The sequence below is a fragment of the Streptomyces sp. NPDC057543 genome (genome assembly GCF_042801895.1).
Classification (GTDB): domain Bacteria; phylum Actinomycetota; class Actinomycetes; order Streptomycetales; family Streptomycetaceae; genus Streptomyces.
Genome location: NZ_JBHVFF010000153.1, coordinates 1 through 20,454, shown reverse-complemented (window position 1 = coordinate 20,454; position 20,454 = coordinate 1). Strand labels below are relative to the sequence as shown.

Here is a 20,454-nt window from a genome sequence, read left to right as displayed (position 1 = left end):
CACACAGGCCACCAGCGGGCCGGTGTGGGACTGGGCTGCCGGTCACGGACCCGTGACCGGCGCCTTGTCCGCCACCACCGGATGCCTCGCCGTCGCCACCACCGGAGCCGCCACCGGCATGCCCCCGGGCTGGGCCCTCGCGGTCGGCGCCGCAGGCGCCATCGGCCACACCATCAGCAGCCTGCGCGAACGACTGTCCGCCCGCACCATCGCGATGCGCTCCGCATCGTGGCTGGTCGGCGCTGGGTGGACGACATGGGCCATGACCACCGGGCCCCTCTCCTGGGCCGCCCTCGGATCCCTCGCCACGATCGGCGTCGGCATCGGTGCCACCGCCCGCTCCACCCTGCTCTACGAGGAGGCCAGGGAGCTGGAGGCTATCGCTGCCAATGAGCGCCAGGTCGCCCGCGAACTGTCCGCCGAACGCCGGGCGATCGCTGCGGAGTGGGTGGACCGGGTACAGCGGGTCTGCAACATCACGCTGCGGATCCTCGCGGTGGAGATCTGGCCGACCGGCACCGGCTTTACGATCGATGCCGAACTCCCCCCGGGCGGCACCACCTACGACCGGATAGCGCAGCACTCCGCCGCCCTGTCCGCCGACGCCCGGCTGCCGCACGGCTGCACCGCGGTCGCCTCGCAAGGCGTCCACCAGGGCCGAGTGCTCATCGACGTGACCACGGTCAATGTCCTGGTCGAGGAACGCACCTACCCGTCCGACTACACGCCGCTGTCGATCTACACGGGCATCCCGTGGGGGTACCGCACCAACGCCGAAGAGATCTGCGTGTTCCTGCGCGAGCAGTGCGCGCTGGTCGTCGGGCCGACCGGGTCTGGCAAGACGAACATGGTGCACGTCATCCTGGCCGGGTTCGCCCGCACCACCGACGTCCTCACCTGGGTGATCGACCTGAACGCCGGATCGGCCGGCCTCCCGTGGGTCCGCCCCGCCCTCGACGCCAACGGGGCTCCCGTGGACGGGGTCCGGCCGGGTATCGACTGGCTTGCCTCGACGTATGAGGAGGCTGTGCTGATGCTCGATGCGGCTCTGGCGGTCGGTCTGCGCCGCAAGGTCGCCTATCAGGACCTGATGGCCGAGCGGAACACCGACCAGTTGCCCATCAGCGCGAAGATTCCGCAGATCATGTTGGTCGTCGATGAGGGTGCGGAGATCCTGACCAGCACCGATCGGCGCTTGAAGGAACTCGCGAAGAAGATCCTTGAGGTGATCCGGATGCTGCGCGCCATGGGCGTGCGCACCGTCCTGACCGCGCTGGGTGCCACCGGGTCGGTGCTGGGCAATCTGATGATCCGCCGCGAGGCCAAGGCCCGGGTCTGCCTCACTGGTGGGGAAGTCGAAGGGATGGACCTGAGCAAGGTCTTCCCTGGCTCCCGTGGGCTGCGCCCGGACCAGGCGCCCTACAAGGGGGCCGGGTTCATGGGGACACCGGAGTCTGTGGCGGCGCTGTTCAAGAACTGGCGGATCCTGCCCAACCAGATCCGCGACATCGTCCTCGCCACCTCCGACATGCACCCGACCCTGGACGACATCTCCCGCAAGGCTGCCGGAGACGGCTACGCGAACCGGTGGGACCCGCAGCGCACCACTTGGATGCGGGACACCGCCAACACCCCGGCCGCCGACACCGGGCAGTCCGGCCAGTCCGCGGCAAGGGAGGGGCTGAACCTGTCCGCGCTCCGCAGCGAGCAGTCGGCGCCTGCGGTGGATGAGGATGCGGCCGTGCGCGCGTTCATGAAGCAGATCGACGCTCAGTTCGCGACCGCCCCCGAGCCCGGGGATGTGTCGGAGCCCCCGGCCGCGGCGCCCGGGTTGAACCTGTCCGCGCTCCGCGAAGGTGACGATGAGGGCGGCCCCGCGTGGGTGGCCGACGCGGTCGCCGCGATCAAGGCAGCGGGGCCGGTGGGCATGAAGCCGTCCGCCGTCGCCGATCTCGTTCGCCGCAGCCGCCAGGCCGTGCGGGCCGCGCTCAAGGCGGCGGCCGAGCGGGGCGAGTTGGTCTACCGGGACAACGGGCCGCACTCCGTCTACGTCCACCCCGACCACGCCTGAACGCCTCACAGAGCGCTACTGGCTACTGGTTACTGGCAACTTGCCACTAGCCAGTAGAACGCCCTCCTGCTGGCAACCAGAGGCTTCAACAGGGCCTTTTCCGCTTGCCAGTAACCAGTAGCCACTAACCACTACGACCACGCACCGTCACAACGCGAACGGGCGGCACTACCACCACGGGTGCCGCCCGCCGCGTTGAAGGGAGCCCCTTGTGTACCCGGAGACCGCGTACGAGATCACCACCCTGACCCCCCAGCAGCCCACCGGACACGGTCCGATGCTGCCCCACGAGATCCCCCCAGGAGTCCAGATGGTCACCCTCCCCGGTGGCGTCCGCACCCTGGCCTACACCGCGCAGCAGGCCCCGCCGGCGCCGCCGGTTCCGGTCGCGCAGCCGATCCCCGCATGGGCCAAGACCACCGCGCTCCTGACGCCGACGGTCGGTGGGGGCGTCGCCGCCGCCGGTATCGGACTCTCCTACGCAGCCCCGGGACTGATCGCCATGAGCCAAGCCCTCTGGGCTGCCGTCGCCCTCATCGCCGCCGCAGCCGTAGGCGTCCCCCTCCTACTCCGGCTCGGCCGCGGCGCGGCCGGCACCGGCCGGGGAACGACGCACATCACGCAGAACATCACCGCGTCCGGGATGTTCGGCAAGGCCAACGGCACCATCAACCACCACTAACCCCGGGGCTGATCGTGCCGCTCCTGGACTGGCGGGACGCCCGCCACTTCGACGCCACCCGAAACCTGCCATGCGTGCTCTGCGGCAGGCCCACACCCATGCGCAGCCACGACCGCGAACCGGTCCACAAGGTCTGCGCCGAGGACTGGTGCGACCAACACCCCGAATCCAACCGCTTCCACAACTGACCCGAGAGCAGGAACCCATGTCCGATCGAAAGCCGTACGCGGGCCAGGCGTCCGACGCCAGCGCCCGCCTCACGGGGAAGCGGACCCTGCGCTGCCCGGTGCCCGGCTGCACCCTTCGGATCCGCTACCGCGCCGTCAGCCCGGACGAGGCCAGCCGACTGGCGACGCTCGCCCACGACCACACCCGCCACGGCACCCGGAAGTAGCTACGCCGAGGGCGGCCCTCGCCTCGCCAAAGTCCGGGGCCGCCCTCTCCACCAATCCAGAGAACTGGAGGCACCCAGCATGACCCAACCCACCGACATCCGGCGAGAGCGCGCCTTACGGCCACACCTGCGGACCGCGCTGGAGCTGGCCGCGCGCGCAGTGCCTGTGCTGCCCCTGCGGGCGGGAAAGGTCCCGTTCGGGAACTGCCCGGCCTGCCGAGACAACGCTTGCGGCGGCCGGCCGAACATGAAGACGCCCGGCCCCTGCCACTGCCCCCGCGTCTGCCACGCATGGGCCGCCGCCACCACCGACCCCGCCATTCTGAGCAGCCGTCCGTGGGCGCCGGTCTGGGAGCAGGCTCAGGCCGTGGCCTACCATCCCGGCGGGGCCGGGCTGACCGTCGTCGACCTCGACAACACCGAGGCCGTCATGTGGGCCCGCCAGACGCTCCCCGCCACCCGCACCGTGCCCACGACACGGGGCGAGCACTGGATCTACCAGGGCACGATGCAGTCCGCGAACGCTGTGCGGCCCGGCGTCGACATCAAGTCGCTTATGGCCTACGCCCGGTGGCTCGGCCCCGGAACCGGCACCATCACCGATCTGCCCGAAGCCGTCCGCGCGCTGGCCGTGAAGGATCCCTCCACGGTCCGGCCTGCACCCCACGTCGTCACCGTGCCCGCGCCGGTCGGGGGCGGGGAGTGCCGCCACCGCACGCCCGCCTACCTGGACCGTGGCATCGACATGGCCGAGCAGCGCATCACCGAGGCCCGCAGCGCAGTTCACGCGACCGTCTATCGGACCTTCCTCGCTGTGCTGTCCGCTCATGGCCGGTGCGGCTGCCTGACCGACTCCCACGTCGCGCGGCTGTTCGCCGCCGCTCAGTCCAAGGGCGAATCGCCCCGGCACTGCGCCGACGCCTGGACCAACGCCCGCACCAGGTTGGGACTGTAGCCATGTCCGACGACGAGAAGACCCCGGCCCGCGAGGTTATCGCCGACTACGCGCAACAGCACTTCCGGTACTTCCGCACCGCCGACGGGACCGTGTTCGCGCAGAAGAACGGGCACCCCGTGGCCCGTCCGATCCGCTCACAGGGCACCTCGGGCAGCCACCGGCAGGAACTCATGGTCGGCCTCTTCAACGATGACCACGGCGTGTTCAACGGAACCGCCCTCAAGGAGGCGCTGGACTTGATCGAAGCACTCGCGATGAGCCAGGAAGTGCAGCCCGTCCACATCCGCGTCGCGCCCGGGTTCGACGGTGCGACGTGGCTCGACCTGGGGCGCAGCGACGGGCAGTCCGTCCGTATCCACCCCACCGGCTGGGAGATTCGCACCCCCGACCCGCAGGAGGTGTGCTGGCGGCGGACCCAGCTCACGGGGGAACTTCCCCTGCCGGCCAAGGACACCGAGGGCAAGGGCATCGATCTGCTGCTGAGGCTGTGCAACTTTGCCACCGCGGAGACCGAGTGCCTGGCCATCGCGTGGCTCATCGGCTGTCTCGGGCCGTCCGTGCCCGTCCCTGCCCCCTTCCTCACCGGCCCCCAGGGGGCGGGCAAGTCCACCGGCGGGCGGATGCTCGTGCGGATCATCGAGGGCATGAGCGGCGACCTGCGGCGCGCTCCGAAGGATGAGGAGAACCTGATCGCGGCCGTGGCGGCCGGGTGGGTCACCGCCCTGGACAACCTGTCCCACCTGGCTCCGGATTTGTCCGACCTCATGTGCTGCATCGTCACCGGGGCCGAGACCATCAAACGCGCCCTGTACACCGACGGCGACGTCGTCCGCGCCCGCTACCGCCGCCCCCTGCTGTTGACCGGCATCGACGTCGGTGTCATCCGACCCGACCTCGCCGAACGCCTCCTCCCGCTGCGCCTGGAGCGCCCCCGCGTGCGGCGGACCGAGGCTGAGCTGTGGGCGGAGTTCGAAGAGGCGCTGCCTGTGATCCTCGGGTCCCTCCTGGATCTGACCGTCAAGGTCCGGGCGGCCGAGGCCGACATTCCCACCGATCTGCGTATGGCCGACTTCGCGCACCTGTGCGCGCAGCTCGACGCGGCGACCGGCCTCGGAGCTCTCAACGCCTACCGGGCCAGCCTGGACGACCTCAACGACGACGTCATCGAAGGCGACCTCCTCGCGCAGACCGTGCTCAAGCACGCCGCCGGGCTCACGGCCGGCGCGGAGACGCGGATGACGTCCTCCGAGTGGCTGCACTGCCTCACCGGCCTGTACACCGGGGACGATTTCCGTCCCCTGCCCAAGGGCTGGCCCACCACGGGCAAAGTCCTCTCCGACCGCCTCAAGCGCCTTCAGCCGACCCTCGCCGCCCGGGGCGTCCTGATCGACTGGGGCCGCACCAAAGAGGGCCGCTACATCGAGATGACCCGACGGCCGACCCCGCCGCCACATCAGCAAGAGCCGATGCTCTGACAGGCGAACTGCGGCCCGCCCGGACAAGCAAGAGGAGCACCACGCCGCACCACGGGCGGGGTGCTCCTCTTGCTGTTCGGCGGCAACGCCGCCGCCCGATGGCCGCGCCGCGAAGCGGCTCCTTCTTCACGCCCTTGAGGCGCACAACAACAGACACCTCCCTTCTCTTGTCCGAAGAGAAGAGACGCTGCGTCACCTGCGTCACCCATGGACGGGAAACGGCCCCTGACCTGCCGCTACAGCGGTGACGCAGGACGGCCGTGGCTGCGTCACCCCGCGTCACCCGCGTCACCCGATGACGAAAGCCATCGTCACCGGGTGACGCACCCCAAATCCTCTGCGTCACTCAAAACTGCAGGTCAGGAACACGAATGACGCAGATGACGCGGTGACGCAGAATCCCGGACCTCGGACAGGCGCGAACTCCCGAGAAGCCCCCGAAGCCAACAGCAGTGTGACTCAACTTCCGAGGACCTCATGAGCCGAACCCGTCCCGCTCAACCCGACCCCCGTGCCACCCTCCGCAGCGGCCTGCCCGACCGCTACCTCACCCCCGATGACATCGCCGAGATGTTCGGGGTGCCGCTCGAGACCGTCTACCAGTGGCGCAAGAAGCGCACCGGCCCTCCCGGCTTTCGCATCGGTAAGCACGTGCGCTACGACCCCGCCGAAGTAAGGGCCTATGTCACGCAGCGCAAGAACGTCGACCGCGTAGCGGCCTGACGCAACCTCAACACACCACCAGGGGCGACCGCTGTCCGGTCGCCCCCGGTTCACGCTGAAAAAGGGGTACCGCCTCAGATGGCAGGCCACATCCAAGACCGCTGGTTCAAGACCGAGACCGACACTGACGGCAAGACCGTCCGGGTGAAGAGCGACCGCCACGGCACAGGCATGCGCTACCGCGCTCGGTACGTCGGCCCCGACGGAACCGAGAAATCGAAGAGCTTCCCCGACGGACAGAAGCGCCTCGCCGAGAAGTGGCTGTCCGGGATCGAGGCCGACATGACGCGTGGGCAGTACATCGATCCGCGCGCCGGCCGGGTCACCGTGCGGCAGCACGCCGAACGGTGGCTGGCCTCGCTCACCATGGATCCTGGCACCTTCGTGAGCACCGAGGTGCGCATTCGACTGCACGTCCTACCGCATCTGGGTACCCGTTCGCTCGACTCGCTGCGGCCGATCCACGTCCGTGAGTGGCTGCGGGAGCTCCAGGACGGGGGACTGGCTCCCTCCTATCAGCGCGTCATCTTCGCGAACTTCAACGCGATGTTGTCGGCTGCTGTCGATGACCGTCTGATCCCGCACAACCCGTGCCGTTCGTCGTCTGTGAAGGCGCCCAAGCCGGAACCTCGCCGGATCGTGCCGTGGCAGCCTGAACGCGTACTCGCGGTGCGCTCAGCACTGCCAGAGCGCTACCGGGCCGTGGTGGATCTGGCCGGCGGGTGCGGCATGCGACAGGGCGAAGTGCTGGGCCTCGCGGTTGACGACGTCGACTTCGCCGCAGGCGTGGTTCACGTTGTCCGACAGGTCAAGCTCATTGCCGGACGGCAGGTGTTCGCGCTGCCCAAGGGCGGCAAGACGCGCACCGTCCCGTTGCCTGAGAGCGTCGCGCGGTCGCTGGAGCATCACATCGCGCAGCAGCCTCCGACGAGTGTGTCTCTGCCATGGCGGTCGGTCGACGGCTCTCCGGCCACCGCATCCGTGCTCTTCCGCAACATCGAGGGACGCGCGGTGAACCGCGTGGTCTTCAACAAGGTTGCCTGGCGTCCAGCTCTCGACACGGCTGGGGTGCCGCGCGGGCGGGAGAACGGCATGCACGCGCTGAGGCACTTCTACGCGTCCGTGCTGCTGGACGCGGGGGAGAGCATCAAGGCCCTGTCGGAGTACCTGGGACACCACGATCCCGGCTTCACACTGCGGACGTACACGCACTTGATGCCGAGCAGCGAGAAGCGCACGCGGGAGGCCGTCAACCGCGCGTTCGAGGATGGCCCCGAAGAGCGATGACGGCCCCACGACGGCCCAGGGGGCGTGAGGCAAGGGAAAGTGCGCAGGTCAAGCAGCAAGCTGCGTCAGTAGCGCTGGTTCAGATAGCCCAGCAGTTCATGGTGGAGCAGCCCGTTCGAGGCCGCCGCGTTACCGCCGCCGGGGCCGGACACCCCGTCCAGGCTGGTGAACTCCCCGCCCGCCTCCTGGACGATGATCGCGTTGGCGGCCATGTCCCAGAGCGAGAGCTCCGGCTCCGCGCAGATGTCGACCGATCCCTCGGCGACCATCATGTACGGCCAGAAATCCCCGTACCCGCGAGTGCGCCAGCAGGCCCTGGTCAGATCCAGGAACCCGTCGAGCCGGCCCTGCTCCTCCCAGCCGCTCAGTGACGCGTACGCGAACGAGGCGTCCGCGATCCGCTCCACCTTCGACACCTGCAGCCGGGTCGCGGAGGTCAGGCTGCGGCCGGAGAACGCGCCCGCGCCCTTCGCCGCCCACCAACGTCGGTTCAGTGCGGGCGCCGACACCACGCCGACCACCGGTTGGAATCCTTCCTCACCGGCCTCCATGAGCGAGATCAGCGTCGCCCAGACCGGTACGCCGCGCACGTAGTTCTTGGTGCCGTCGATCGGGTCGACGACCCAGCGCCGCGGACCGGTGCCCTCGATCCCGAACTCCTCGCCCAGGATCGCGTCGCGCGGGCGGGCCCGATGGAGGTGACCGCGGATCAGTTCCTCGGCGGCCTTGTCGGCCTCGCTCACCGGCGTCATGTCCGGCTTGGTCTCGACCTTGAGGTCCAGAGCCTTGAACCGGTCCATCGTCGCCGCGTCGGCGGCGTCCGCCAGCACATGGGCGAGGCGCAGATCATCGTGGTAATCGGGCATGCCGTCACAGTATCCACCGCAGGTGAACAGAGCTACCGGGCCTCGGGCCGCGCGGGCCATTGACAGTCCGCGGGAGCGCGTCAACTCTGGGATACGGAGCCCTTGGCGCGGGAGGCGACGATGCCCACGGCGCGAGACGCATTGCTGGACGCCGCCCTCACGGCGCTGGCCACCCTGCCCTGGTCGGCGGTGCGCATGGTCGATGTCGCGGCCGCCGCCGGGGTCTCCCGGCAGACCCTCTACAACGAGTTCGGCAGCAAGGACGGCCTGGCCCGCGCCCTCGTCCGGAGCGCGGCCGACGGCTATCTGACCGGTGTCGAACGGGCGCTGGGCTCGGCAGGCGGTACGGGGGACAGGCTGGCCGCCACCGCCGCCTGGACCGTCCGCGCCGTCCGCACGAACACCCTCGTCAGGGGATTGCTCACGGGCTGCTGGGGCGACCGATTACCCCGCCCCGTACGCCCGGCCACGGTGACCGCCTCACGGGTGCCCGCCCGGCGGCACACCGACTCCGGGATGCCGACGCCCGCCGAACTGCTCGGCGAGGCCCGCAGACGCGCGGTGGCCGCCCTCGACGAGGGACGGCCCCCGCCCGACATCGAGGCCCTGGCCGCGACCTGCGAGATCGCGCTCCGGCTGGCACTCAGCTACGCGCTGGTGCCGGCCCTCCCGGAGGCGGAGGCCGGGACGGGACCGGAGAGGGACCCGGCGCCGCTGGTGCGTGAACTGGTGGAGCGGCTGCCCGCCGGGTGAACGCCGGTCGGGCCCAGGGCCTGAGTACGAGGTCAGTGGGACGAGCCCGAGAGCTGCAGCCCGATCACACCGATGATCACCAGGGAGATCGAGATCAGCTTGAGGGTGGAGACCACGTCGTCGAGGAAGACCATGCCGTAGATCGCGGTCCCCGCGGCGCCGATGCCGGTCCACACGGCGTAGGCGGGTCCCACGTCGAGCTTCTTCAGCGACAGCGTCAGCAGGCCGAAGCTGCCGAGGGCGAAGACGCAGAACGCGATGGTCGGCCAGAGCCGGGTGAACCCGTGCGAGAGCTTCAGGCAGACGGCGAAGCCGGTCTCCAACAGCCCCGCGACCACGACCAGCAGCCACGCCATCGTCAGTGCCCTCCCACGTCGGTGACCGCCTTGCCTCGCTGGGTGTGATTATGCACTTACCGGTGGCGGCGGACGGCAAACGTGCCCGGGTCAGTCGCCTTCGCGTCGCTCCCGGGTGGAGAACAGCCGCCGCAGCGAGTCCAGCCGGGCCGGATCGGCGTGGCCGTCCGCCACCCAGGCGTCCAGGGCGCATTCCGGTTCATTGCCGTCGTGGGTGCAGCCGCGCGGGCACTCCTCGGTGCCGGGCTCCAGGTCCGGGAACGCGTGGATCACCCGGGACGGGTCGATGTGGTTGAGTCCGAAGGAGCGCACACCCGGGGTGTCGATCACCCAGCCGCGGTAGTCGGGCAGGGGGAGCGCCAGCGCCGATGTGGTGGTGTGCCGGCCGCGGCCGGTGACCGCGTTGACGACCCCTGTCGTACGTCGCCGGTCCTTCGGCACGAGCGCGTTGACCAGCGTCGTCTTTCCGACGCCGGAGTGCCCGACGAAGGCGGTGACCCGGTCGTTCAGCTGCTCGCGGACCCGCTCCGCCGCGTCGCCGTTCTCCAGTTCCTCGCGGCTGGTGACGATGAACGGGACGCCGAGGGGGGTGTACGCCTCCAGCAGCTTGTCCGGGGAGGCGAGGTCGGACTTGGTGAGCACGAGGAGCGGGGAGAGTCCGCCGTCGTACGCGGCGACCAGACAGCGGTCGATCATCCGCGGGCGGGGTTCCGGATCGGCCAGCGCGGTGACGATCGCCAGCTGGTCGGCGTTGGCGACGACCACCCGCTCGAACGGATCGTCGTCGTCCGCGGTCCGGCGCAGCACCGAGCGGCGCTCACCGATACGGACGATGCGGGCGAGGGTGTCCTTGGCGCCGGACAGATCGCCGACGAGGGAGACGGTGTCACCCACCACGGCGGCCTTCCGGCCCAGCTCGCGGGCCTTCATCGCCATGACCGTACGACCGTCGACGAGGCAGGTGAGGCGGCCGCGGTCGACGGTGAGGACCATGCCTTCCTCGGCGTCCTCGTGCTTCGGACGGGTGTGCGTACGAGGGCGGTTGCCCTTCGGGTTGGGGCGGGTCCGGATGTCGTCCTCGTCGGGGTTCTTGCCGTAGCGGCGCATCGCTCAGGCCCCGAGCATTCCGGTCCACATCTGCGGGAAGTCCGGCAGGGTCTTGGCAGTTGTCGCCACGTTCTCGATCTCCACTCCGGGGACGGCAAGGCCGATGATCGACCCCGCGGTGGCCATCCGGTGGTCGTCGTACGTATGGAAGGTACCGCCGTGCAGCGGTCGCGGGCGGATGTGCAGCCCGTCGGCGGTCTCGGTGACGTCGCCGCCGAGCTCGTTGATCTCCTTGGTGAGCGCGGCGAGCCGGTCCGTCTCGTGCAGCCGCAGGTGGGCGACGCCGCTCAGAGTGGACGGGCCGTCGGCGAGGGCCGCGACCGCCGCGATGCCCGGGGTGAGCTCGCCGACCTCGCCGAGGTCGACGTCGATGCCGTGGATCCGGCCCGAACCGGTGAAGGTGAGCCCGTGCTCGGTCAGCTCGCAGCTGCCGCCCATCGCGGTGAAGATCTCCCGCAGCGCGTCGCCCGGCTGGGTGGTGCGCTCGGGCCAGTCGGGGATGGTGACCCGGCCGCCGGTGACCAGCGCGGCCGCGAGGAACGGCTGGGCGTTGGAGAGATCGGGCTCGACGGTCAGATCACGGCCGAGCAGGGCGGAGTGGGAGACCCGCCAGACGTTCGGCTCGCCGCCCGTCTCCGGCTCGTCGACCTGGGCGCCGACGGCCCGCAGCATGTCGACGGTCATCCGGATGTGCGGCATGGAGGGGAGCCTGGCACCGGTGTGGCGCACCTCCACGCCCTGGTTGTAGCGCGGCGCCGACAGGAGCAGCGCCGAGACGAACTGGGAGGACGAGGAGGCGTCGATCGCCACCGCTCCGCCGTCCAGCGCACCGCCGCCGTGCACGGTCATCGGGAGCGAGCCGCGTCCGTCGTCGTCGATCCGGGCGCCGAGCACCCGCAGCGCGTCGATCACGCCGTTCAGCGGGCGCTCGTACGAACGGGGGTCGCCGTCGAAGCGGACCGGGCCGTCGGCGAGGGCCGCGACCGGCGGCAGGAAGCGCATGACCGTCCCGGCGTTGCCGACGTCGATCGTGGTGGGGCCGTGCAGCCCGGCCGGGATGATCCGCCAGGCCTCGCCGGCGCCCTCCGGGCCGCCCGCGACGGAGGAGCTGGACGACACCGTCTCCTCGATGCCGACGCCCATGGCGCGGAGCGCCTCGGCCATCAGCAGGGTGTCGCGGGAGCGCAGCGGGCGGCGCAGCCAGCCGGGCTCGGCGGCGAGAGCGGCGAGGACGAGCGCGCGATTGGTGACCGATTTCGATCCGGGCACGGTGACGGTCGCGTCGACGGCTCCACTCGCATATGGGGCGGGCCAGAGGGCGGGGTGCACGGCACTTTCGGTCATGGACCTCACTTTAGTGGTTCATCGCAAACCCGAATCTCGATCAAACAAGACGAAACCGGTATGTAACGCCGACGTGGTAGGTGCCGCCGGCCCACTGCGGCCCTCACATGCCCAGCAGCCAGCGCCCGCCGCCGATCAGAGAGCAGAGCGACACCGCGTGGAAGAGGAACAGCCAGAGCGCGGCCGGTACGTCCGTCAGCCGCGACAGCTGGTCCGCGTCCGAGTCCGGCGCACCGCCGTGCCGCCGCTTCGACTGGAGTTCGAAGGCCGGGCGTACGCCGCCGAGCAGCAGGAACCACACCACGGTGTACGCGAACAGCGACTGCACGGCCGGCGAGGCCAGCCAGGACACCAGCAGGAAGGCCGATCCGGTGAAGATCACCGCCAGCGCCCCGTACACATTGCGGATCATCACCAGCATCACCGCGAGCAGCGCGGTGGCCAGCCACAGGAACAGCGTGATCCTGCCGTTGACCAGCAGCAACGCCCCGCCCAGGCCCAGCAGCGGCGGGGCGGTGTAGCCCGCCGCCGCGGTCAGGATCATCCCGATGCCGGTCGGCTTGCCGCGGCTGACGGTCAGCCCGCTGGTGTCCGAGTGCAGCCGGATGCCGGACAGCTGCCGCCCGGTGCACAGCGCGATCAGCCCGTGGCCGCCCTCGTGCGCGATGGTGATCGTGTTGCGGGTCAGCCGCCATATGAAATTCGGCACGACGGCGATCAGCGCGAGCGTGCCGGTCACCACCACCAGCCACTGCTCGGGGAGGGGCTGGGTGCCGAAGACGCGGTCCCACAGATTGCCCAGGTCGGTGCTGTCCATGGTGGGGGAGGCTCCTTGCGGTATCGGCGTCCTGCCGGCGTGACGGTCGTGGCAGTCTGGCACTCATGTGCGGACGGTATGCAGCGAGTCGGCGGCCCGAGGACCTGACCGGACTCTTCCGGGTCGAGAAGTGGGAACCGGCCGAGACCCTGGCTCCCGATTGGAACGTGGCGCCGACCAAGGAGGTCTACGCCGTACTGGAACGTCCATTGAAAGACGCAGACGATCAGCGTCCGGTTCGCCAGTTGCGTGCCCTGAAATGGGGGCTCGTGCCGTCCTGGGCGAAGTCCCCCGAGGGCGCCGCACGCATGATCAACGCCCGTGCGGAGACCGTCCACGAGAAGCCGTCCTTCCGCCGCCCCTTCGTCTCCCGGCGCTGCATCCTGCCCGCCGACGGCTACTACGAGTGGGTCACCGGCGCGGATGAGCGGCAGCTGGAGGAGAAGGGGAAGAAGAAGCGTCCGCGCAAGCAGCCGTACTTCGTGACACCCGCCGACGGATCGGTCTTCGCGATGGCCGGGCTGTACGAGTTCTGGCGCGACCGGACCCTGCCGGACGACCACCCGATGGCCTGGTGGGTGACCTGCTCGGTGATCACGACCGAGGCGGAGACCACCCCGCTCGCCGTCGCCCCCGCCGAGGGCCCGGCCGCGCTCGCCGACATCCACCCCCGGATGCCGCTGATGCTGACCCCGGACCGGTGGGACGCCTGGCTCGACCCGGCCCGCACCGACGTCGAGGAGCTGAAGGGGCTGCTCGCACCGCCGCCGGGCGGGCTGATGCGGGCCTACCCGGTCGCCACGGCCGTCAGCAACGTCCGCAACAACGGCCCCGAACTGCTGGAGGAGCTGGCCGCGCCGGAGGCGAGCACGCTCTTCTGATCGCTCACCGGGAAGGATGGGGTGCGTGAGTACCGCAGAGACAGGCCGTGAGCGTGAGACCGAGACGGTCGACACCGAGGCCGGGCCGGCCAGGATCACCTGGCTGCCCGCGAAGACGGCGAACAGCGCCACGTCGGCCAAGATCGCCACGTCCGCCAAGAACACGAGTGCCCGGCTGGTGCTCGCGGTCAGCCACGGCGCGGGCGGCGGCGTCGAGACCCGTGACCTTCGGGCCCTGGCCGCCGCGCTGCCCGCCCACGGGGTGACCGTCGCCCTGGTGGAGCAGCCGTGGCGGGTCGCCGGCAAGAAGGTCGCGCCCGCCCCGAAGACCCTGGACGCCGGGTGGCGGGGCCTGTGGCCCGCCCTGACCGCCGCGGGGCCGCCCGTCGTCGCGGGAGGGCGCAGCGCCGGGGCGCGGGTGGCCTGCCGGACGGCGGCGGAGCTCGGCGCCCACGCCGTCCTCGCGCTCAGCTTCCCGCTGCACCCACCGGGAAAGCCGGAGAAGTCCCGCAAGGACGAGCTCCTCGGGTCCGGCGTACCCACGCTCGTGGTCCAGGGCGGCAACGACCCGTTCGGGCGGCCCGCCGAATTCCCTCCGGGGGAGTACGAGCTCACCGAGGTTCCCTACGCCGACCACGGGTTCGCCGTACCGAAGAAGTCCGGCCTGACCGAGGATCAGGCCATGGAGATCCTGACCACGTCCGTGGCCGGATGGCTGTCCGCCCTCGCGTGACCTACCCCTGACCCACCCCCCCCGGGAATGTTGAGCCAGGGGCCACTGTTGTGGGTGTCATCGGTACATCAACGTCGTATGTGGAGAGGGAGTCCGTCGCATGGGTTCGACCATCTGCCCGCGTCGCTCGAACGCCGCTGACCTGGAGTGGACGGTCCTGCATGCGGCCAAGACCACCCCGGAGCGGGCACTGAGCGGATCGGATCGACAGCCCGCCTCGAAGCAAGGTCGACTATTCTCCGATTCGAGCGGGTCCGGTTTCGGCTCCGCCACAGCGTTGGAGGAGGTGGGTCCGGTCACTGGGACCGACACAGGGACCGACGACGGCCGCGCGCAGGAGACGACCGCCGAGCGCAACGCGCGCTTCGAGCGGGACGCTCTCGGTTTCCTCGACCAGATGTACTCGGCCGCCTTGCGTATGACGCGCAACCCCGCGGACGCCGAGGACCTGGTCCAGGAGACCTATGCCAAGGCGTACGGCTCCTTCCACCAGTTCCGTGAGGGCACGAACCTCAAGGCGTGGATGTACCGCATCCTCACCAACACCTTCATCAACTCGTACCGCAAGAAGCAGCGCGAACCCCAGCGCAGCGCCGCCGAGGAGATCGAGGACTGGCAGCTGGCGCGCGCCGAGTCGCACATGTCGACGGGTCTGCGCTCCGCCGAGTCGCAGGCGCTCGACCACCTGCCCGACTCGGATGTGAAGTCCGCTCTACAGGCGATCCCCGAAGAGTTCCGCATCGCCGTGTATCTCGCCGATGTAGAGGGCTTTGCCTATAAGGAGATCGCGGACATCATGGGGACTCCCATCGGTACGGTGATGTCCCGACTGCACCGGGGCCGCCGCCAACTGCGCGGCATGCTGGAGGACTACGCCCGTGAGCGCGGGCTCGTCCCGGCCGGTGCCGGAGAGTCGGACGATCGGAAAGGCTCGGGCTCATGAGCTGCGGAGAGCCGCACGAGACGGACTGCTCAGAGGTCCTCGATCATCTGTATGAGTTTCTCGACCACGAGATGCCCGACAGCGACTGCACCAAGTTCGAGGTGCACTTCGAGGAGTGCTCCCCGTGCCTGGAGAAGTACGGTCTGGAACAGGCCGTGAAGAAGCTGGTGAAGCGCTGCTGCGGCCAGGACGACGTGCCGAGCGATCTGCGTTCCAAGGTGATGGGCCGGATCGACCTGATCCGCTCGGGGCAGGCGGTGCCCGAGCAGGACGTGACGGCGTCGGACCCCGGTCAGCCGACCGCCGCCAAGGAGTGATGCCCGGCGGGCGCCACGCGTAGCGGCGCCCCCGTATCAACCGCGTCTCCGCCACATCACCCGAACGTGCTAATCGGGCTCGTTGGCCGTCGGCCGGACGCACAACTCGCTAGCGTGACGCCTTCATTGAGCACGTGCGGGAGGCGGGCGGGGCGGGTGAGAGCCACACGCGGGGCGGCGCGCGCGTACATCCTGGCGGCCGCGGTCGGTGCCCTGTTCTGCGTGCTTCCCGCGCTGCGCCCCGGTGCCGGTACCCCGTGGGTCACCGTCGGACTGCTCGCCGGCCTCTATCTGGTCTGCGAACTCCTCGGGCGTTGCCCCTTCTTCGGCAGTTCCGTGCCGATCCGTGCCGGATCGTTCTTCCCGCTGCTGCTGGCCGCCGGCTTTCTGCTGCCGCCCGCCGCGGCCGCCCTGGTCGCGATACCCGGCTCGCTGGCGGGCCGGGTGGAGACCCCGCCCGCCACCGCACGGCGTGTCTGGCGGGCCGCGCAGCTCGCCGTCACCGTCTGGGCGGCCTCGTCCGTCCACGGCCTGCTCGGCGGGCCCGCCACGCTGGGCGCCGCGGGCAGTCGCTCCGACCGGCTCCCCGACCTCCCGTACGCGCTGCTGCCCGCCTGCACCGCCGCCCTGGTGTTCAGCCTCGTCCTGACCGCGCTGGACGGCTCGATCCTGGTCGCGGCGGAACGGCTGCCCGTCCGGCGCGCCTGGAGTGGACTGCCGGCCCGCTCCCTGGGACCGCATCTGGTGCACGGACTCGCCGGGCTGATGATGGCCGTCCTGTGGCGCGGCCCGTACGGTCCGCTGTCCGCGCTCATCGTCCTGCTGCCGATGTACATCTCCTGCTGGGTCTTCGCCCAGTACCACCGCGAGCACGCCGCCCACCGCGCCACCATCAGGGCCCTGGTGCAGGCCGTCGACATCAAGGACACGTACACCCGCGGGCACAGCGAACGGGTCGGTCGGGCCTCCGTCCTCATCGCCCGCGAACTGGGCATGGACCAGGGCCGCCTGGAGGTCCTCCGGTTCGCCGGGATCCTGCACGACGTCGGCAAGCTCGGCGTCCCGACCCGGGTGCTCCGCAAGGACGGGCCGCTCACCCCGGAGGAACGGCGGGTGATCGAACTGCATCCGGAGTACGGGCACGAGATCGTCCGCGGCATCGGCTTCCTCGGCGAGGCACGGGCCGCGATCCTGCACCACCACGAACGGCTCGACGGCAGCGGCTACCCGTACGGCCTCAGCGGGCGGGAGATCCCCGAGTACGCCCGGGTCGTCGCGGTGGCGGACGCCTTCGACGCGATGACGTCGACCCGGTCGTACCGGCGGGGGCGGCCGGTGCCCGTGGCGCTGGAGGAGCTGAAGCGGTGCGCGGGCACGCAGTTCGATCCGCGGATGGTGCGGGCGCTGGTGCGGGCGCTGGACCGGCACGGCTGGTCGGCGGCGACGACCGCGGTCACGGCGGACGAGGCGATTTCGCGGCCCCGGCGGGAGGGGGCGCCCGGCCCCGCGGCCCCCGCCGACGGCCCGGGCGAGGTCGCCCCGGCCCCGCGGCCGTCCGCGGACCGTCCCCGATGACCCGGGCCGCCCGCGGCCGGCGGACTACGCTGCCCCCCGCCGTCCTCGCCGTTCATGGCGTCGCCGCCGTGCTGGTCGCCGCCGGGCTCGGCCACACCCTCTGGGACGGCGTCCACGACCCCGGCCACGCCCTCGCCTTCGGGGTGCTGATCACCGTCGGCGAACTGGCCCGCTGGGGCGCGCTGCCCGGCGAGCGCGAGCCCGCACCCCTCGGGGCCGCCGGAGCACTCGCGTACGCCCTCCTCGGCCGCAGCGGCGGCGCGCCCACCACCCACGGCGTCCTCCAGGTGATCGCCGTCCTCGCCGCGGCGCAGCTCATCGCCTGTGTCCCCCAGGTGGCGCGCGGCAGCGGACCCGCGCCCGACCGGGTGGCCCGCCGCATCCTGACGGTCGCCTTCGCCGCCGTGTGCTTCCAGCCGCTGCACAACTCCGGCCGCGTTCCGGACCGGTTCGGCGAAGGCCCGTACTACGTGCTCTTCATGCTCCTGCTCCTCGCCCTGACCGCCCTGTGCGACGCCGTGCTCGCCGCCCTGCTGCTGCGCTCGCGCACCGTCCCCCCTGGCTTCAAGAGCATGGGAGGTACCCCCGTCCCGTACGGGCCGCTGCTCCGCGACGAGCTGCGCGCGCTCATCGGCATCGGTTCGGCGGTCTGTGCGACCGGGGTCGTGATGGCTCTCGGGGTCGCCGTCGCCGGTCTGTGGGCACTGCCCGTGCTGTGCGTACCGCTGCTGCTGGCCCAGGTCTCGTTCCGCCGGTTCGTCGCCGTGCGCACCACCTACCGGCAGACGATCGCCTCGCTCGCCCGGTGCACCGAGATCGCCGGGTACACCCCGCCCGGACACGCCCGCAGGGTCGCGACGCTCTGCACCGCCGTCGGCCGTGAACTGGGACTCTCCGGGAGCGAGCTGACCGTGCTGGAGTACGCGGCCCTGATGCACGACATCGGCCAGCTCTCCCTCGTCGACCCGGTCCCGGACGGGGCGACGGCCCCCCTGCCCACCGCCGAGCAACGCCGGATCGCGCTGCTCGGCGGGGCCGTGGTGCGACAGACCGGGGTGGACGCCGAGGTCGCGGTCGTGGTGGAGCGGCAGGCCGACCCCTACCGTGAGCAGCCGCTGTCCGCCAGGATCGTCAGGGCCGTCAACGCATACGACGACCTCTGCGGGGAAAGTCTCATCGGGCCGCTGGGTGCGCTGGAACAACTCAGGCTCGGGACCGGTCACGACTACCAGCCAGAAGTCGTGGAATCACTGGCCCGAGTCCTGGCCCGGGGCGGTCCGACCCCCGTCCCGCCCGGGTAACCCATGGGTAATGAGCGGGCGTCCGGCCCGGCATGGTTGGATGCGAAGAAGAGCGGAAAACGTGGGTGTCCAGTCGGGACAGGCGGGAATCGTGAGGATCTTCGGGAAGGTACGGCATCGGCCCTCCGCCTCTTGGCGGCAGGCCACGGACCGCGCGTTCACGCTGATCGGCGACGGCCGGTACGAGGACGCGGGCGCGCTGCTGACACGTGCGGCGGACCTGGAGCCCTGGCTCTCCGAGTCATGGTTCAACCTTGCGCTGCTGCACAAATTCCGGCATGACTGGGAACAGGCGAGAGCCGCGGGCCTCAGGGCCGTCGCGCTGCTCGACAAGGAATCCGGCGCTCCCGACTGGTGGAACGTCGGGATCGCCGCCACCGCACTGCAGGACTGGCCACTGGCGCGCCGCGCGTGGCAGGCGTACGGCCTGAAGGTGCCGGGCACCGGCCAGCACACCTCGGCGGCCAACAGCGAGCCCGTCGGTATGGAGCTGGGCAGCGCCGCGGTACGGCTGTCGCCGGAGGGCGAGGCCGAGGTGGTCTGGGGGCGCAGGCTCGATCCGGCCAGGATGGAGGTGCTCTCCATCCCGCTGCCGTCGTCCGGCCGCCGCTGGGGCGAGGTCGTCCTGCACGACGGGGTGCCGCACGGTGAGCGGGTCACCGCGGCCGGGCCCTCGTACCCGGTCTTCGACGAGATCGAGCTGTGGGCGCCGTCCCCCGTACCCACCTGGGTGGTGCTGCTCGAAGCGGCCACCGAGGCGGACCGGGACGCGCTGGAACAGCTGGCGTCCGACGCCGGGTTCGCCGCCGAGGACTGGTCGTCCTCCGTGCGGCTGCTCTGCCGGTCCTGCTCGGAGAGCCGGATGGAGAGCGACGAGGGCTACGGCGAGCACCTCGATCCGCACGACCACAGCGAGCCGGGGCATCCGGGCCCGCTGGGTCATCGCACCGCCGGTGAGCTGTGGGTGCCCGAGCGCGAGTGCGGGATAGCGGCACCGGCCGGGCTGGTGCGCGGATTGCTGGACGGCTGGGTCGCGGACAGCCCGGACAGCCGTGAGTGGCGGGATCTCGAAGAAGTCTGCTGACCGGTGCCCGTAGGCTGTACGGGCACCGATCGCGGTGCACGGGTGCCCGGGCCCCGGACCTTCGGATGCCCGGGTTTCAGGTTTTGAGGAAGGCGTACGGCGGACATGGCGCAGCAGGAGACGGACGAGCAGATCAGGGTCGACGACGAGGGTTTCGTCGTGGACACGGAGGACTGTGAGGCGCGCGAGGCGGCCTTTCGCGAGCGCGGCACCTCCCGTCCGATCACGGTCGTGGGCAACCCGGTGCTGCACAAGGAGTGCCGGGACGTCACCGAGTTCGACGACGAGCTGGGCAGGCTGATCGACGACATGTTCGCGAGCCAGCGGACGGCGGAGGGCGTGGGCCTGGCCGCCAACCAGATCGGCGTCGACCTGAAGGTCTTCGTCTACGACTGCCCGGACGACGACGGCGTGCGGCACGTGGGCGCCGTCTGCAACCCGGTGCTGGAGGAGCTGGCGCCCGAGGACCGGGTCCTGGACGACTCCAACGAGGGCTGCCTCTCCGTCCCGACGGCGTATGCCTCGCTGGCCCGCCCGGACTACGCCGTGGTCCGCGGCCAGGACGCCAAGGGCAACCCGGTCAGGATCCGGGGCAACGGCTACTTCGCCCGCTGTCTCCAGCACGAGACGGACCACCTGTACGGATACCTGTACATCGACCGGCTCTCGAAGCGCGACCGCAAGGACGCGCTGCGGCAGATGGCGGAGAACACGCCGCGCTACGAGATCGTGCCGAACGACTGAGCATCCGGCCGCTGCCGCCGGGCGGGCCCGGTCTCCCTCGCGA

The 20,454-nt window shown here is 70.8% G+C and carries 22 protein-coding genes; 17 read left to right on the top strand and 5 right to left on the bottom strand.

Annotation, left to right across the window (positions count from 1 at the left end; genetic code table 11):
• The 8 genes from ACFU8Q_RS24140 to ACFU8Q_RS24105 form a co-directional block, all read left to right on the top strand.
• The coding region (locus ACFU8Q_RS24140) for a hypothetical protein (RefSeq protein WP_384457329.1) at positions 1-2,071 on the top strand (2,071 nt) is incomplete at its 5' end.
• 211 nt (positions 2,072-2,282) lie between these two features.
• The gene (locus tag ACFU8Q_RS24135) at positions 2,283-2,753 is read left to right on the top strand and encodes a hypothetical protein (protein ID WP_384457327.1); all 471 of its coding nucleotides are present in this window, start codon (positions 2,283-2,285) and stop codon (positions 2,751-2,753) included.
• A gap of 14 nt (positions 2,754-2,767) precedes the next feature.
• Positions 2,768-2,941: a hypothetical protein gene (locus ACFU8Q_RS24130; RefSeq protein ID WP_384457325.1), complete on the top strand. Its 174-nt coding sequence runs from the start codon at positions 2,768-2,770 to the stop codon at positions 2,939-2,941.
• A gap of 17 nt (positions 2,942-2,958) precedes the next feature.
• Positions 2,959-3,147 (top strand): hypothetical protein, encoded by a 189-nt coding sequence (locus tag ACFU8Q_RS24125; RefSeq protein WP_384457323.1) that lies wholly within the window; start codon positions 2,959-2,961, stop codon positions 3,145-3,147.
• A 79-nt stretch (positions 3,148-3,226) separates the two neighbouring features.
• Positions 3,227-4,102 carry a DNA primase gene (locus ACFU8Q_RS24120; RefSeq protein WP_384457321.1) on the top strand — a complete coding sequence of 292 codons (876 nt, stop codon included), beginning with the start codon at positions 3,227-3,229 and terminating at the stop codon, positions 4,100-4,102.
• A 2-nt stretch (positions 4,103-4,104) separates the two neighbouring features.
• A complete protein-coding gene (locus tag ACFU8Q_RS24115; protein WP_384457319.1) occupies positions 4,105-5,580 on the top strand; it encodes an ATP-binding protein in 1,476 nt (491 codons plus the stop codon).
• Positions 5,581-6,057: 477 nt separating this feature from the next.
• Positions 6,058-6,303: a helix-turn-helix transcriptional regulator gene (locus tag ACFU8Q_RS24110; RefSeq protein ID WP_384457317.1), complete on the top strand. Its 246-nt coding sequence runs from the start codon at positions 6,058-6,060 to the stop codon at positions 6,301-6,303.
• A gap of 78 nt (positions 6,304-6,381) precedes the next feature.
• Positions 6,382-7,590 carry a tyrosine-type recombinase/integrase gene (locus ACFU8Q_RS24105; protein ID WP_384457315.1) on the top strand — a complete coding sequence of 403 codons (1,209 nt, stop codon included), beginning with the start codon at positions 6,382-6,384 and terminating at the stop codon, positions 7,588-7,590.
• Between the two features lie 65 nt (positions 7,591-7,655).
• On the opposite strand, the gene hisN is transcribed toward ACFU8Q_RS24105, so the two are convergent.
• Positions 7,656-8,456, bottom strand: coding sequence for a histidinol-phosphatase (gene hisN, locus ACFU8Q_RS24100; RefSeq protein WP_384457313.1), 801 nt, complete (start codon positions 8,454-8,456; stop codon positions 7,656-7,658).
• A gap of 120 nt (positions 8,457-8,576) precedes the next feature.
• Between hisN and ACFU8Q_RS24095 the strand changes: the two genes are divergently transcribed.
• The gene (locus ACFU8Q_RS24095) at positions 8,577-9,209 is read left to right on the top strand and encodes a TetR/AcrR family transcriptional regulator (RefSeq protein ID WP_384457311.1); all 633 of its coding nucleotides are present in this window, start codon (positions 8,577-8,579) and stop codon (positions 9,207-9,209) included.
• Positions 9,210-9,241: 32 nt separating this feature from the next.
• On the opposite strand, the gene ACFU8Q_RS24090 is transcribed toward ACFU8Q_RS24095, so the two are convergent.
• The 4 genes from ACFU8Q_RS24090 to ACFU8Q_RS24075 form a co-directional block, all read right to left on the bottom strand.
• A complete protein-coding gene (locus ACFU8Q_RS24090; RefSeq protein ID WP_384457309.1) occupies positions 9,242-9,565 on the bottom strand; it encodes a DMT family transporter in 324 nt (107 codons plus the stop codon).
• 90 nt (positions 9,566-9,655) lie between these two features.
• On the bottom strand, positions 9,656-10,672 hold the full coding sequence (rsgA, locus tag ACFU8Q_RS24085) for a ribosome small subunit-dependent GTPase A (protein ID WP_384457307.1): 1,017 nt from the start codon (positions 10,670-10,672) through the stop codon (positions 9,656-9,658).
• Positions 10,673-10,675: 3 nt separating this feature from the next.
• The gene (aroA, locus tag ACFU8Q_RS24080; RefSeq protein ID WP_384457305.1) at positions 10,676-12,016 is read right to left on the bottom strand and encodes a 3-phosphoshikimate 1-carboxyvinyltransferase; all 1,341 of its coding nucleotides are present in this window, start codon (positions 12,014-12,016) and stop codon (positions 10,676-10,678) included.
• A gap of 103 nt (positions 12,017-12,119) precedes the next feature.
• Positions 12,120-12,833 carry a M50 family metallopeptidase gene (locus tag ACFU8Q_RS24075; RefSeq protein ID WP_384457303.1) on the bottom strand — a complete coding sequence of 238 codons (714 nt, stop codon included), beginning with the start codon at positions 12,831-12,833 and terminating at the stop codon, positions 12,120-12,122.
• A gap of 65 nt (positions 12,834-12,898) precedes the next feature.
• Between ACFU8Q_RS24075 and ACFU8Q_RS24070 the strand changes: the two genes are divergently transcribed.
• From ACFU8Q_RS24070 to def, 8 genes are all read left to right on the top strand, one after another.
• A complete protein-coding gene (locus ACFU8Q_RS24070; protein WP_384457301.1) occupies positions 12,899-13,714 on the top strand; it encodes an SOS response-associated peptidase in 816 nt (271 codons plus the stop codon).
• A gap of 16 nt (positions 13,715-13,730) precedes the next feature.
• Positions 13,731-14,447 carry an alpha/beta family hydrolase gene (locus tag ACFU8Q_RS24065; RefSeq protein WP_384457299.1) on the top strand — a complete coding sequence of 239 codons (717 nt, stop codon included), beginning with the start codon at positions 13,731-13,733 and terminating at the stop codon, positions 14,445-14,447.
• 286 nt (positions 14,448-14,733) lie between these two features.
• Positions 14,734-15,390, top strand: a complete 657-nt coding sequence (locus ACFU8Q_RS24060) for a sigma-70 family RNA polymerase sigma factor (protein ID WP_189273941.1) — start codon at positions 14,734-14,736, stop codon at positions 15,388-15,390.
• On the top strand, positions 15,387-15,707 hold the full coding sequence (rsrA, locus tag ACFU8Q_RS24055; protein WP_384457297.1) for a mycothiol system anti-sigma-R factor: 321 nt from the start codon (positions 15,387-15,389) through the stop codon (positions 15,705-15,707). Before ACFU8Q_RS24060 ends, rsrA begins: the two co-directional genes overlap by 4 nt.
• Before the next feature lie 156 nt (positions 15,708-15,863).
• Positions 15,864-17,282: an HD-GYP domain-containing protein gene (locus ACFU8Q_RS24050; protein WP_384457295.1), complete on the top strand. Its 1,419-nt coding sequence runs from the start codon at positions 15,864-15,866 to the stop codon at positions 17,280-17,282.
• Positions 17,279-18,583: an HD-GYP domain-containing protein gene (locus ACFU8Q_RS24045; RefSeq protein WP_384457293.1), complete on the top strand. Its 1,305-nt coding sequence runs from the start codon at positions 17,279-17,281 to the stop codon at positions 18,581-18,583. Before ACFU8Q_RS24050 ends, ACFU8Q_RS24045 begins: the two co-directional genes overlap by 4 nt.
• Before the next feature lie 91 nt (positions 18,584-18,674).
• Complete coding sequence (locus tag ACFU8Q_RS24040; protein WP_384457331.1) at positions 18,675-19,667, top strand: tetratricopeptide repeat protein; 993 nt, start codon at positions 18,675-18,677, stop codon at positions 19,665-19,667.
• Positions 19,668-19,772: 105 nt separating this feature from the next.
• Entirely contained in the window at positions 19,773-20,411 is a 639-nt protein-coding gene (def, locus tag ACFU8Q_RS24035) for a peptide deformylase (RefSeq protein ID WP_384457291.1), read from the top strand.
• The last annotated feature ends 43 nt before the right edge of the window (positions 20,412-20,454 follow it).

Excerpts from the sequence above, each read along its gene's own strand:
- rsgA (WP_384457307.1), bottom strand. The coding sequence starts at position 10,672 with ATGCGCCGCTACGGCAAGAACCCCGACGAGGACGACATCCGGACCCGC.
- ACFU8Q_RS24125 (WP_384457323.1), top strand. The coding sequence starts at position 2,959 with ATGTCCGATCGAAAGCCGTACGCGGGCCAGGCGTCCGACGCCAGCGCC.
- def (WP_384457291.1), top strand. The coding sequence starts at position 19,773 with ATGGCGCAGCAGGAGACGGACGAGCAGATCAGGGTCGACGACGAGGGT.
- ACFU8Q_RS24110 (WP_384457317.1), top strand. The coding sequence starts at position 6,058 with ATGAGCCGAACCCGTCCCGCTCAACCCGACCCCCGTGCCACCCTCCGC.
- ACFU8Q_RS24070 (WP_384457301.1), top strand. The coding sequence starts at position 12,899 with ATGTGCGGACGGTATGCAGCGAGTCGGCGGCCCGAGGACCTGACCGGA.
- ACFU8Q_RS24090 (WP_384457309.1), bottom strand. The coding sequence starts at position 9,565 with ATGGCGTGGCTGCTGGTCGTGGTCGCGGGGCTGTTGGAGACCGGCTTC.
- ACFU8Q_RS24115 (WP_384457319.1), top strand. The coding sequence starts at position 4,105 with ATGTCCGACGACGAGAAGACCCCGGCCCGCGAGGTTATCGCCGACTAC.
- ACFU8Q_RS24095 (WP_384457311.1), top strand. The coding sequence starts at position 8,577 with ATGCCCACGGCGCGAGACGCATTGCTGGACGCCGCCCTCACGGCGCTG.
- ACFU8Q_RS24075 (WP_384457303.1), bottom strand. The coding sequence starts at position 12,833 with ATGGACAGCACCGACCTGGGCAATCTGTGGGACCGCGTCTTCGGCACC.
- ACFU8Q_RS24120 (WP_384457321.1), top strand. The coding sequence starts at position 3,227 with ATGACCCAACCCACCGACATCCGGCGAGAGCGCGCCTTACGGCCACAC.
- rsrA (WP_384457297.1), top strand. The coding sequence starts at position 15,387 with ATGAGCTGCGGAGAGCCGCACGAGACGGACTGCTCAGAGGTCCTCGAT.
- hisN (WP_384457313.1), bottom strand. The coding sequence starts at position 8,456 with ATGCCCGATTACCACGATGATCTGCGCCTCGCCCATGTGCTGGCGGAC.
- ACFU8Q_RS24045 (WP_384457293.1), top strand. The coding sequence starts at position 17,279 with ATGACCCGGGCCGCCCGCGGCCGGCGGACTACGCTGCCCCCCGCCGTC.
- aroA (WP_384457305.1), bottom strand. The coding sequence starts at position 12,016 with ATGACCGAAAGTGCCGTGCACCCCGCCCTCTGGCCCGCCCCATATGCG.
- ACFU8Q_RS24105 (WP_384457315.1), top strand. The coding sequence starts at position 6,382 with ATGGCAGGCCACATCCAAGACCGCTGGTTCAAGACCGAGACCGACACT.
- ACFU8Q_RS24065 (WP_384457299.1), top strand. The coding sequence starts at position 13,731 with ATGGGGTGCGTGAGTACCGCAGAGACAGGCCGTGAGCGTGAGACCGAG.